Raw genomic sequence first — 12,370 nt, 5'->3', positions numbered from 1 at the left:
CGGAACAGCGGCGTTCGCGGCCGCCGTCGCCGCTGCGACGGTCTGCTCGTCGGCGGAGCGGGGGCCGGGCACGGCGACACCGTCCTTGACGGCGCGCTTCTTCTCCGCTGCCGGGGTCGCGGTCGTCGCTGCTGCCTTCGCCGTCGAGGCCTTCGCGCGCGAACCGGCGGGGGCCTTCGTGGCAGCGGGCTTCTTTCCCGCAGCGGCGGCGGTCGTCGACGCGGCGGACTTCGATGCCGGTGACGTCGACGCAGCGGGCTTCGACGCGGTGGAGGTCGCAGCGGTCTTGGTGGAGGACGAGGACTTCGCGGCGCCCGCAGGCGACTTCGCTGCTGACGTCTTCGTGGAAGCAGTGGAAGTCTTCGTCGTCGAGGGTGTCGACGTCGACGCGGCCGAGGGGGATGACCCGGTCGCTGTCGTCGCTGCCGCGGATCCGGACTTCGGTGCGGCCGACGTGGCGGGAGCCGCCTGTGCCGGGCCCTTCTCCGCGACCGTGCGCGCCGCCGATTTCGCGGCCGTCGTCTTCGCCGCCGCACCCGCCGACATCGACGACGTCGCGGGGGCGGACGCTGCCGAGCTCGCTCCGGTCTTCGCAGCCGCAGGCTTCTTCTCCGCTGACGTCGAGGCCGACGCCTTGGTGGCAGCCGACGCGGCGGCGGGCTTCTTCGCCGCCGACGTCGACGCGGATGTCTTGGTCGCCGATTTCGAGGCGGACGCGTTGGTCGTCGAGGACTTCGCCGCAGTCTTCGAGGCCGATGCCTTAGCCGCAGGCTTCTTCGATGCCGATGCCTTCGAGGTCGAGGACTTCGCCGCCGTTGCCTTCGCCGCAGTCGACTTCGAGGACTTCGCTGCGGACTTCGAGTCAGACGTCTTCGCGGTCGACGTCGAGTTCGTCGACTTCGAGTCAGACGACTTCGACGTCGCCTTCGCGGCAGCCGGCTTCGTCTTCGCCGCAGAGCCCACAGTGCTCGTCGAGGTGGACGACCCTGCGCTCTTCGTCGCAGCGGTCCTGCGCGTCGAACCCGCCCCGCCTCCGCTCGCCTTGTCGTTCTTCGTGGTGGGGGTGGTGCTGCTCGAGGGGTGGTTCGTCATGGCAGTGCTCCTTACGGGAAACCGTCGGGCGCCATGGCGACGACCGAGGTCTCGTCGGCTCCGCTGTCGGCCCGGGAGACGTGCCTACAGCAAATGTGATGGGGACAACCTATCTCAGTTTTCAGCGTCTGTGGCTGATGGTTCAGCAAATGTGTGAATGGGAGGCGAAATCGTGACCACCGGGCGGTGCCCGGCAGTGGAAGCATCGGCGCTCGCCGATTCCCGCTGCCCGCATTCCGGAAGCTAGGCTTGAGCCGACCGATGCCTCTTTCGAAAGTGAGCTGATATGCCGGTGAACGCGGAGAAGCAGGGGGCGACCTACTCCCTGCCGCGCCCCTACGATGTCTCCCGGGAGGAGATCGCGGAGTTCGCTCGCGCGACGAACGCGGGGGCCGACTACCATTTCGACGCCGAGGCGGCGCAGGCCCTCGGATACCGCGACGTCATCGCCCCGACGACGTTCGCCGTGATCATCGCGCAGAAGTCCGAGGCGGCCTACATCACCGACCCGGACTCCGGCATCGACTTCTCGAAGGTCGTCCACGGCTCCGAGCAGTTCAGCTTCAACCGGCCCATCGTCGCCGGTGACAGCCTCAAGGCGACGACCCATGTCGACGGCGTCCGCGCCGCCGGCAGCAACGCGATGATCACCACCCGCACGGAGATCATCGACATCGCCGACCAGCCCGTGGTCACGGTGACCTCGACCATCGTCGTGAGAGGAGACGGAGAATGAGCCTCATCGATCTGTCCGAGCTGACCATCGGCGACGTCGTCGTCGATACGGAGATCCCGCTGTCCCGGGCCTCGCTCATCGACTACGCCGCGGCCTCCGGCGACCACAACCCGATCCACTGGTCAGAGCGCTTCGCCGAGGAGGTCGGCCTCGACGGCGTCATCGCCCACGGCATGCTCTCGATGGCCGTCGTCATCGCCCCGATCGTCGAGTGGCTCGGCGACCCCGGCGCCGTCGTCGACTACCGCACCCGCTTCTCCGCCCCGGTCCTCGTGCCCGACGCCGAGTCGGGACCGCCCTCGACTCCGACGACCTCGCTGCACCTCACGGCCACCGTCGGCGCCGTCGACGCGGCCGTGGGCACCCTGCGCATCGACGCCGCCGTCACCGCCGGTGATGCCGACGTGCTCAGCCGCACGCAGATCCGAGTCGGACGGTGAACCTCTCCGAGTTCACGACGTTCCACCTCGGCGGGCCCGCCCCCGATCTCACCGTCGCCCGCACCCGGGACGACCTCATCGCCTTCGCCGAGGCGAACGGACTCGCACCCGGCGACCGGTCGATGCCGGACATCCTCCTCATCGGGGGCGGGTCGAACCTGCTCGTCTCCGATGCCGGATTCGACGGGCCCGTCGGCGTCGTCGCGACGACCGGAGTGACGTTCACGGAGATCTCGGACACGGAGATGCAGGTGACCGCCGAGGCGGGGGAGAGCTGGGATGACTTCGTCGCCGCCACGCTCTCCTCCGGTCTCTCCGGACTCGAGGCCCTCTCCGGGATCCCCGGCTCCGTCGGCGCCACCCCGATCCAGAACGTCGGGGCCTACGGCACCGAGGTGGCCGAACTCATCACCTCCGTCGAGGTCTACGACCGGCTCTCCGGGCAGGTGCGGCGACTGACCGCCGCGGAACTCGAGTTCGGCTACCGCACCTCGGCGCTCAAACGCGCGGCACGAGCGGCGGGCACGCCCGCGCACATCGTCCTCTCGGTGACGTTCGCCCTGCCCCGCGGCACGGACTCCCTGCCGGTGCGCTACGCGCAGCTCGCCGGCGCCCTCGACGTCGCGATCGGAACCCGCGTGCCGGCCCTGCGGGTGCGCGAGGCCGTGCTCGACCTGCGCCGGTCGAAGGGAATGGTCCTCGACGAGGACGACCACGACACCTGGTCGGCGGGATCGTTCTTCACCAATCCGATCGTGGAGAGCCCCGAGGCGCTGGCGGCGCTGCCGGCCGAGGCCCCGCGGTTCCCCGTCACCGATCCGCTCAGCGGGGCGACGATCCCCGGGCTGACGAAGACCTCGGCGGCGTGGCTCATCGAACGCGCCGGTTTCGGGAAGGGCTACGGCTTCAACGACCGGGCGAGCCTGTCGACGAAGCACACCCTGGCCCTGACGAACCGGGGAGGGGCGACGACGTCCGATGTCGTCGACCTCGCGCGCACGATCGTCGCCGGCGTCAACGAGCGCTTCGGGATCGTCCTCGAACCCGAACCGACCTTCATCGGCACCGAAATCTGACACGACGTCGCGCTTGATGTCGCGCCGGGCCCGCTGCGGCCCGCGCGCTAGTCGCTGCGGTCGGACTCGGCCTCTCCCCGCTCGGCCTCTCCCCGCCCGGCCGCCCACGCATCGATGTCGGCCGCGGACCGGGCGACCACCTCGGCGGGGGCCGCGGAGATCGCGAACGAGGACTTCGCCAGACCCGCGAGCTCGCCGTCTGTGAGACCGAGCTCAGCGGCGAACCGGTACTGGTCGGCCAGCCGGGTGTGGAAGATCAGGGGATCGTCGGCGCCGAGGGCGATGTCGGCACCGGCATCGAGGAGCCGGCGCAGCGGGACGTGCTCGATGTCGGGATAGACCCCGAGGGCGACGTTCGATCCCGGGCAGACCTCGAGGCCGATGCCGGCCGCGACGATCTCGTCGAGCAGGCGCGGGTCCTCACCGGCGCGGATGCCGTGGCCCAGCCGGTTCGGCGCCAGCTCGGTGACGACGGCGCGGATGTGGTCGGGCCCGAGCAGCTCCCCGCCGTGCGGGACCGAGAGCAGCCCGGCCCGCCGCGCGATGTCGAAGGCCCGGCCGAAGTCCGCCGTGGTGCCGCGGCGCTCATCGTTCGACAGGCCGAAGCCGACGACCTTGCCGGGGCCGGAGCCGGCATGATGGGCCGCGAGCCGCGCGAGCATCCGCGCGTCGAGGGGATGGCGGGTGCGCGAGGCCGCGACGACGATCGCCATCCCGAAATCCTCATCGCTGGCCGCTGCCGCCTCGTCGAGGATGATCTCGAGGGCCGGGGTGATGCCGCCGACGAACGGGGCATACGAGGTCGGGTCGACCTGGAGTTCGAGCCACCGAGACCCCTCGGCGCGGTCGGCGGCGGCTGCCTCGCGGACGAGCCGCCGCATGACCTCCTCCCCGCGGACGACGCCGCGGGCCATGTCGTAGAGGCGCTGGAAGCGGAACCAGCCGCGCTCATCGGGGCTCAGCCCGGTCACCCTGTCGCCGAGCAGCTGCTCGGACATCGGCATCCCCGCCTCGGCGGCGAGGTCTTCGAGGGTGTCGGCCGACATCGAACCGGTGAAGTGGAGATGGAGGTGTGCCTTCGGCAGGGACACGAGCGGGTCCGTCATCTTCTCAAGGATAGCCGTGTTCGCCTGACGGACACCTGGGTGCCGGCTCCCTAGAATGGGTCCGTGTCACCCCGCCGCAAGACCTCAGCTCTCATCGTCCTCCTTGCCGTCATCGCCGCCCTCACACTGCCCTGGGCGATCTTCTCGGCGCGGGCCGACCTCAGCTTCGGCCCCCATGAGGCGCAGTACCGGGTGACAGCGGATGCGCGGCTGACGCTGGACTTCGGGCCCTTGGGCTCCCTGCTCGTGCCCGCGGACGAGTTCCTCCCGCTCGGTCTCGGCCTGTCCGTCGACGTCGGGGAGATCCCGGTCTCCGGGGAGACTGCGGATGCCGCCTCGGCGCTGGGCACCGATGCCGCAGGCGGGGTTGCCGCCGGCGGGGTCGGCGGGGGAGTCGTCGACGCCCTCGGCGGGGACATCGCCTCCTATGCCTCGCTCTTCTCGGCCCCGCAGACGCAGATCGATGAGGTCGTCACCGGCCTGACCCGGGACATCCTCATCCGCTGGGCGCTCGCCGTCTGCCTCACCACGGGCCTCCTCGTCGGGGTGACGGCGCTGCTCGGACCTACCCGGATCGCCGCCCTCGGTCGGGCCCTGGCCGGGCGGGAGCTCATCGCCATCGGCTCTGCCGTCGTCCTCGTCCTCGGCGGTCTCAGCGCCCTCGTCCTCACCCGTCCCGCCCCGCCGCAGCCCGATCCGGCGTTCGCGGGCACTCCGCTCGCCGGCGCCGAGGTGACCGGCCGCCTCGGCGGGATCATCGATGAGGCGTTCACCGCGGTCAAGGAGTTCTCCGACGAGAACGACGCGTTCTACGACGCGGTCATCGCCGGTCTCCACGCCGGCTGGACGAACCGCCCGCTCAGCGGGGACTGGTCGGCTGCGGGCATGGTCCCACCGGCGTCGGGCAGCGCCGATGTCTCGACGTTCGTGCTCAGCTCCGACGTCCACTGCAACTACGGGATGGCGCGCGTCGTCGGCGACGTCGCACGGCTGACCGGGGCCGACGGGATCATCGACGCCGGCGATGTGACGATGACGGGCACCTCGGCGGAGAACTACTGCTTCGACGTCCTCGACGACGAACTGCCGCAGGACGTGCCGAAGATGTTCGTCAAGGGCAACCACGACTCGCAGGAGACCGCGAAGCACGCCCGCAGCCGGGGCTGGGCGGTGCTCGACGATTCGACCGCGCAGCTGGCCGGGGTGCGCTTCCTCGGCGGCCCCGACCCGAGGCGGACCGTGTTCGGTTCGGGCCCGGAGCTCGAGACGGAGCTGACCGCCGACGAGTACGCGGCGAAGCTGCGCGACGAGGCGTGCCGGACCGACTTCGACATCATGCTCATCCACGACCCGCGCATCGCCCAGCCCGCCCTCGAGTCCGGGTGCGCCCCCTACGCTATGAGCGGACACTGGCACCGGCAGGTCGGTCCCGAGCAGTTCGGCAGGGGAGTGCGCTACGTGAGTTCCACCACCGGCGGGGCGCTGGCGAACGCGCTGACGCCGGGTCCGCTGAAGATGGACGCCGAGGTGAGCGTCATCCGCGTCGACACTGTGACGAAGACGCCGATCGACGTCCAGACGATCACCGTCACCCCTGGTGAGGACGTGTCGATCGGCCCGTGGGTGCGCTTCCCCGCACCGCTGCCGCTCGTTGCGAGACCCGTGGCACCCGCACCGTGAGGCGGGTGTCGGGGTGCGTGTCGGACTCGGTTCGACGGAACCCGGTGGGAGACGGTATGCTCGTTTCTCGTGGTTGGGCACACCCTCGGATGGGGGCGTCGCCGAATCGAAGGGGTGTGGCGCAATTGGTAGCGCAACGGTCTCCAAAACCGTAGGTTGCAGGTTCGAGTCCTGTCACCCCTGCGCAGTTGACATCTGCCGCGGCTCTCAATCGCCGGGCAGGGCGCAGTCCTCGATTGGCTGAAGCAATTGTGCGATCCCCTGAAGAAACCGACCGAGTGAGGATGTGTGAGCGACACACCGGCAAAGAAGACTGGAAAGGCTCCCGAGGCCACGTCCCGTCGCAAGAAGCTCGGATTCTTCGGACGAATCATCCAGTTCCTCCGCGAGGTCGTGGCGGAGCTGAAGAAGGTCGTCACGCCGACGCGCAAGCAGCTGGTCAACTACACACTCGTCGTGCTGGGATTCATCCTCGTCATGATGGTCATCGTCACGGTCCTCGACCTCGTCTTCGGCAAGCTCGTCGGGTTCGTGTTCGGCGGAACTCCGCTCTGGCCGCTGTGGTGACTCGCCGGCAGCGGCGATAACCTGGATACGATAGAACTTCTCACCATCCCCGTGGAGGGGACCACTACACGCGAAGCGAGGAATTGATCGGTGTCGGATACCAGTTCACCTGAAGAGGTCGACGCACCTGAGACCCCGGACGTCGCCGGTGAGGCGTCGACGGAGGATGTCGCCGAGGTGACCGCCGACGACGCGACGACCGCAGAGACCGACGCGGCGGCTGCCGATGAGGGCGCGTCCGCCGACGAGGCTGCTTCCGCAGACGATGCCGCCGACGACACGGATGCGGACGACTCCGACAGCACGGATGCGGGCGAGTCGGTTGAGGCTGACGAATCCACCGAGGCTGCGGCCGGCGCTGACGTCGACCCCGCCGAGGAGTTCAAGTCGGAGCTGCGCATGCAGGAGGGTGACTGGTACGTCATCCACTCGTACGCCGGTTACGAGAACCGCGTCAAGCAGAACCTCGAGAACCGTGCGGTGAGCCTCAACCTCGAAGACTTCATCTTCGAGTCGCAGGTGCCGATGGAAGACGTCGTCGAGATCAAGAACGGCCAGCGCAAGCAGGTCCGCCGCGTGCGCGTGCCCGGTTATGTGCTCGTCCGCATGGAGCTCACCGATGAGTCGTGGGGCGCCGTGCGCCACACCCCGGGCGTCACCGGCTTCGTCGGCAACGCCTACGATCCGGTGCCGCTGTCGATCGACGAGGTCTTCACGATGCTCGCCCCCGTCTTCGAGGAGCGCCAGGCCGAAGCCGCCGCTGCTGAGGGCCACGCCGCCGAGCAGGCCGCGAAGTCCGCTCCGATCACCGAGGTCGAGTTCGAGGTCGGCGAGTCCGTCCTCGTCAAGGAGGGCTCGTTCGAGGGTCACCCGGCGACGATCCAGGAGATCCGCCCCGACTCGCAGAAGCTCACCGTGCTGCTCTCGATCTTCGAGCGCGACGTTCCCGTCGAGCTCGGCTTCGATCAGGTCTCGAAGCTCTGACCTGAGACACGCACTCCAGTCGCGACGGGGCCCGGTGAGAACCGGGCCCCGTCGCGTTCTGCGTCCACCCGACCACGGTGCTGTGTTCCCGCTCACGACCATTTGCCTGGGGGAGAGCGGACATGGAATACTGGTGTGGTTTGATTGTCGTCTCTGTATCGGCGGAGGCGGCAGCGAATGATGCGCCGCTCGGCGCATGGAAACTCTCAAGATTAAGGACCGCATATGCCTCCCAAGAAAAAGGTAGCCGGCCTCGTCAAGCTCCAGATTCAGGCAGGTGCCGCCAACCCGGCTCCTCCGATCGGTCCGGCGCTTGCCCAGCACGGCGTCAACATCATGGAATTCACCAAGGCGTACAACGCTGCGACTGAATCCCAGCGCGGGAACATCGTTCCCGTCGAGATCACCGTGTACGAAGACCGTTCGTTCACCTTCGTTCTCAAGACCCCGCCCGCCGCTGAGCTCATCAAGAAGGCTGCCGGCGTGAAGTCCGGTTCGGCGACCCCGCACACCGTCAAGGTCGCTCACCTGAGCGCCGACCAGGTGCGTGAGATCTCGACGACCAAGATGCCCGACCTCAACGCCAACGACCTCGACATGGCTGACCGCATCATCGCGGGCACCGCGCGGTCGATGGGCATCACCACCGACATCGAGGTCTGAGACTCTTAGAGTCACCAGACATTCCACTGTGGCAGGGCGGATGCGCCGCCCACACCACGACTGCAAGGAGAGAAGCAGATGGCAAAGCGCTCAAAGGCCTACCAGGCCGCGGCTGAGAAGATCGCCGCTGATGTGAAGTACGAACCGGCTCAGGCGATCGACCTGGCCAAGGAGACCTCGGTGTCGAAGTACGACGCCACCGTCGAGGTCGCCCTCCGCCTCGGGGTCGACCCCCGCAAGGCGGACCAGATGGTGCGCGGCACCGTCAACCTTCCGCACGGTACCGGCAAGACCGCCCGGGTCCTGGTGTTCGCCGCCGGCGACCGTGCAGAGGCAGCCCGCGAAGCAGGTGCCGACTACGTCGGTTCCGATGACCTGCTGGAGAAGGTGGCCAACGGCTTCACCGACTTCGACGCCGCGGTTGCCACCCCCGACATGATGGGCAAGGTCGGACGTCTCGGCAAGGTGCTCGGTCCCCGTGGCCTCATGCCGAACCCGAAGACCGGCACCGTGACCATGGATGTCGCCAAGGCCGTCACGGACATCAAGGGCGGAAAGATCGAGTTCCGCGTCGACAAGCACTCGAACCTCCACTTCGTCATCGGGAAGGCCTCCTTCTCCGAGCAGGCGCTGCAGGAGAACTTCGATGCCGCGATCGAGGAGATCCTCCGCCTCAAGCCGTCCTCGTCGAAGGGCCGCTACATCACCAAGGCGACGATCACCACGTCGAACGGTCCCGGCGTTCCGGTCGACGCAGCCGCGCTGCGCGCCTGATGCCGGCCGCGGACTGATCCGCGACCGACGCCTGAGCAGGGCGGGAAGTGAGATTCTCACTTCCCGCCCTGCGTCGTTCCCGCACCTTGCCCCCGGAGCGGTTCGCGATAGGATTGTCCGTATCCTGGTCAACTGACTGATTCCCGCCGATGGAGGTGGCACGGATCGCGATGCATTCGACACCGTTGCTGCGCGACGACTATCAGCTGATCGTGCGTCGGGCCCATGACAACCTCGCAAGTCCGGCACTGGCACCGCAGCCGGGGCTCGGCGTGCGCTCGACCGTCCTCGAATCCTGGACCCGCAGCCTCGACCGACTCCGCGATCCGGCAGGTGTGCACCCGACAGTCGCCTACGATGAGGCGCAGCTGACCGAGGTCCGCCGCCGACACCCGTTCCACTCGATCATGCCGCTGCTGCGGTCCCATCTCATCGAACCCGCCACCGAGGCGGGACTCCTCGTCGCACTCGGCGACGAACAGGGCTGCCTCCTCTGGGTCGAGGGGGAGAAGCCGGTCCGCCATCGTGCGGAGTCCATGGGCTTCGTCCCCGGGTCCGACTGGTCCGAGGACGCCATGGGCACCTCGGCGCCGGGCCTGGCTCTCCGCTCCCGCTCAGCGGTGCAGATCAGCCGGGCCGAGCACTTCGCGAGCGAAGTCCACCCGTGGAGCTGCAGCGCCGTGCCGGTCACCCATCCCGTCACCGGCGAGGTCATCGGGATCATCGACGTCACCGGGGGAGACGATGCGGTCTCCGCGATCGTCCTGCCGCTGCTCAGCTCGACGGCACAGGCCGCCTCGGCGGGTCTGTCGCAGCTCTACGCCTCCGGCGACGGCACGACCGGACCCGCTCCGGAGACGACGACTGACGCGTTCCTCGAGGTGAGCGGTCCGACTCCGAGACTCAGTGGTCCTGGTGGGCAGCGCATCGACCTGTCGAAGCGCCACGCCGAGATCCTCCTCCTGCTCCACCGCCATCCCACCGGTCTGACGAACGCGGAGCTCGCCGATCGGCTCTGGCCCTTCGGCGGCAGCGACGTCACGGTGCGGGCGGAGATCGCACGGCTGCGCAAGACGATCAGCCGCCTCGGCGACATCGAGGTCCTGGGCCGACCCTACCGGATCCGGGGACGACTCGACAGTGACGTCGAGCGCACCCATCGTGCGCTCGCGGCCGGCGACGCCGAGACCGCGCTGTGCGCCTACCGGGGCGCGGTCCTGCCGGAGTCGGAGGCGCCGGGGGTGCGGGAGATCAGCGCCGAACTCGATGTCCTGCTGCGGGAGACGCTGCTCACCGACGGGACGTGGCAGCAGCTGTGGCGCTACGCTGCGCTGCCGCACGCCCAGGCCGACACCGAGGTGCTCATGGCCGTCCTCCGGCTCGCGCCGCCCGATGCCCCCGAGCGCACGGCCGCTGTCGTCAGGCTCGAATCCCTCGGGCACTGACCGGCCGGCCGACGATGCAACTGTGATGCAACGTTGCCGCCGGTAGCGTGAAGTCCAATCGGAGAGACCTCTCCCGAGGACATCGCAGCAAAGGAGTTGCCATGACTGTGTACGCCCGGCCCGGCGAGGACGGATCCCTCGTCACCTTCAAGCCCCGTTACGAGAACTTCATCGGCGGGGAGTGGGTGGCCCCGACGAACGGAAACTACTTCGAGAACCCCACCCCGGTGACGGGCCAGCCCTTCACCGAGGTGCCCGCGAGCACCGCCGAGGACATCGAACTCGCCCTCGACGCCGCCCACGCCGCCGCACCGGCCTGGGGGAAGACCTCGCCGACGGAGCGGTCGAACATCCTGCTGAAGATCGCCGATCGGATGGAGGAGAACCTCGAGATGCTCGCGGTCGCGGAGACCTGGGACAACGGCAAGGCCGTGCGCGAGACGCTCAACGCCGACCTGCCGCTGGCCGTCGATCACTTCCGCTACTTCGCGGCGGCCATCCGGGCGCAGGAGGGCGGGATCTCCGAGATCGACGAGGACACCGTCGCCTACCACTACCATGAGCCGCTCGGCGTCGTCGGCCAGATCATCCCGTGGAACTTCCCCATCCTCATGGGCACGTGGAAGCTCGCCCCCGCGCTTGCCGCCGGCAACGCCGTCGTCCTCAAGCCGGCCGAGCAGACACCGGCCTCGATCCTCGTGCTCATGGAGCTCATCGGCGATCTGCTGCCGCCCGGCGTCGTCAACGTCGTCAACGGCTTCGGACTCGAAGCGGGCAAGCCGCTGGCGTCGAACAAGCGGATCTCGAAGATCGCGTTCACCGGTGAGACGACGACCGGTCGCCTCATCATGCAGTACGCCTCGCAGAACATCATCCCCGTCACCCTCGAACTCGGCGGCAAGAGCCCGAACATCTTCTTCGCCGACGTCATGAGCTCCGACGACGCGTACTGGAACAAGGTGCAGGAGGGCTTCACGATGTTCGCCCTCAACCAGGGTGAGGTCTGCACGTGCCCGTCGCGCGCGCTCGTCCAGGAGTCGATCGCGCCGGAGTTCCTCGAAGCCGTCGTCAAGCGGACCGAGAAGATCATCCAGGGCAACCCGCTCGACACCGACACGATGATGGGGGCGCAGGCCTCGAACGATCAGCTCGAGAAGATCGTCTCCTACCTCGACATCGGCAAGCAGGAGGGCGCCGAGGTGCTCATCGGCGGAGAGCGGGCCGAACTCGACGGCGACCTCTCCGGCGGGTACTACGTGCAGCCGACGATCTTCAAGGGCGACAACGGCATGCGGATCTTCCAGGAGGAGATCTTCGGGCCGGTTGTGTCGGTGACGACGTTCAGCGACTACGACGATGCGATCAGCATCGCCAACGACACGCTCTACGGCCTCGGCGCGGGCGTGTGGAGTCGCTACGGCAACACGACCTATCGGGCCGGACGCGACATCCAGGCCGGTCGCGTGTGGGTGAACAACTACCACGCGTATCCCGCGCACGCGGCCTTCGGCGGCTACAAGGCCTCGGGCATCGGGCGTGAGAACCACAAGATGATGCTCGACCACTACCAGCAGACGAAGAACCTGCTCGTCAGCTACTCGGACGAGGCCCTCGGCTTCTTCTGAGGGCTCGGCCAGAGCACCCGAACCCGTCCCGCGCGCAGCGAGCCGACCCAGCTGCGCGCGGGGCACCCAAACCCCCTCGAGTCCCGGCGCTCACCCCAGCCGGAGGCAGCACCTGACCGGATGATCCCTGGATCGGTCCGCGAGGCCACCCCCTCCTCGGCGCCCTCCCCGGGGTGTACCCC

At 68.6% G+C, this 12,370-nt stretch carries 11 protein-coding genes, 1 tRNA gene and 1 pseudogene; 12 read left to right on the top strand and 1 reads right to left on the bottom strand.

The window, feature by feature from the left end:
- From FFS20_RS18035 to FFS20_RS16835, 4 genes and pseudogenes are all read left to right on the top strand, one after another.
- A pseudogene (locus tag FFS20_RS18035) lies at window positions 1–1,249 on the top strand (hypothetical protein); the annotation flags it as partial.
- A gap of 129 nt (window positions 1,250–1,378) precedes the next feature.
- Window positions 1,379–1,828, top strand: coding sequence for a MaoC family dehydratase N-terminal domain-containing protein (locus FFS20_RS16845; RefSeq protein ID WP_137826935.1), 450 nt, complete (start codon window positions 1,379–1,381; stop codon window positions 1,826–1,828).
- Window positions 1,825–2,268 (top strand): MaoC/PaaZ C-terminal domain-containing protein, encoded by a 444-nt coding sequence (locus FFS20_RS16840; RefSeq protein WP_137826934.1) that lies wholly within the window; start codon window positions 1,825–1,827, stop codon window positions 2,266–2,268. The genes FFS20_RS16845 and FFS20_RS16840 overlap by 4 nt, the downstream gene beginning before the upstream one ends.
- Window positions 2,265–3,344, top strand: a complete 1,080-nt coding sequence (locus FFS20_RS16835) for a UDP-N-acetylmuramate dehydrogenase (RefSeq protein WP_137826933.1) — start codon at window positions 2,265–2,267, stop codon at window positions 3,342–3,344. Before FFS20_RS16840 ends, FFS20_RS16835 begins: the two co-directional genes overlap by 4 nt.
- A 47-nt stretch (window positions 3,345–3,391) precedes the next feature.
- Here the strand turns inward: FFS20_RS16835 and FFS20_RS16830 are convergent, their stop codons facing one another.
- On the bottom strand, window positions 3,392–4,450 hold the full coding sequence (locus FFS20_RS16830; RefSeq protein ID WP_137826932.1) for an adenosine deaminase: 1,059 nt from the start codon (window positions 4,448–4,450) through the stop codon (window positions 3,392–3,394).
- A 63-nt stretch (window positions 4,451–4,513) separates the two neighbouring features.
- Here FFS20_RS16830 and FFS20_RS16825 point away from each other — a divergent pair, with 63 nt between their 5' ends.
- The 8 genes from FFS20_RS16825 (at window position 4,514) to adh (ending at window position 12,188) form a co-directional block, all read left to right on the top strand.
- On the top strand, window positions 4,514–6,130 hold the full coding sequence (locus FFS20_RS16825; RefSeq protein ID WP_137826931.1) for a metallophosphoesterase: 1,617 nt from the start codon (window positions 4,514–4,516) through the stop codon (window positions 6,128–6,130).
- Between the two features lie 110 nt (window positions 6,131–6,240).
- A tRNA-Trp gene (locus FFS20_RS16820) sits at window positions 6,241–6,313 on the top strand.
- Between the two features lie 105 nt (window positions 6,314–6,418).
- A complete protein-coding gene (gene secE, locus FFS20_RS16815; protein WP_137826930.1) occupies window positions 6,419–6,697 on the top strand; it encodes a preprotein translocase subunit SecE in 279 nt (92 codons plus the stop codon).
- Between the two features lie 90 nt (window positions 6,698–6,787).
- Entirely contained in the window at window positions 6,788–7,681 is an 894-nt protein-coding gene (gene nusG, locus FFS20_RS16810; RefSeq protein ID WP_137826929.1) for a transcription termination/antitermination protein NusG, read from the top strand.
- A 225-nt stretch (window positions 7,682–7,906) separates the two neighbouring features.
- Window positions 7,907–8,344: a 50S ribosomal protein L11 gene (gene rplK, locus FFS20_RS16805; protein WP_009379129.1), complete on the top strand. Its 438-nt coding sequence runs from the start codon at window positions 7,907–7,909 to the stop codon at window positions 8,342–8,344.
- Window positions 8,345–8,422: 78 nt separating this feature from the next.
- Window positions 8,423–9,118, top strand: a complete 696-nt coding sequence (gene rplA, locus FFS20_RS16800) for a 50S ribosomal protein L1 (RefSeq protein WP_137826928.1) — start codon at window positions 8,423–8,425, stop codon at window positions 9,116–9,118.
- A gap of 170 nt (window positions 9,119–9,288) precedes the next feature.
- On the top strand, window positions 9,289–10,563 hold the full coding sequence (locus FFS20_RS16795) for a helix-turn-helix domain-containing protein (protein ID WP_137826936.1): 1,275 nt from the start codon (window positions 9,289–9,291) through the stop codon (window positions 10,561–10,563).
- A gap of 101 nt (window positions 10,564–10,664) precedes the next feature.
- Window positions 10,665–12,188: an aldehyde dehydrogenase gene (gene adh, locus FFS20_RS16790; protein WP_137826927.1), complete on the top strand. Its 1,524-nt coding sequence runs from the start codon at window positions 10,665–10,667 to the stop codon at window positions 12,186–12,188.
- Window positions 12,189–12,370 lie beyond the last annotated feature (182 nt).

This window comes from Brevibacterium sp. 2SA (assembly GCF_005502845.1).
Taxonomy (GTDB): domain Bacteria; phylum Actinomycetota; class Actinomycetes; order Actinomycetales; family Brevibacteriaceae; genus Brevibacterium.
This window is presented reverse-complemented; position numbering and strand designations above follow the sequence as displayed.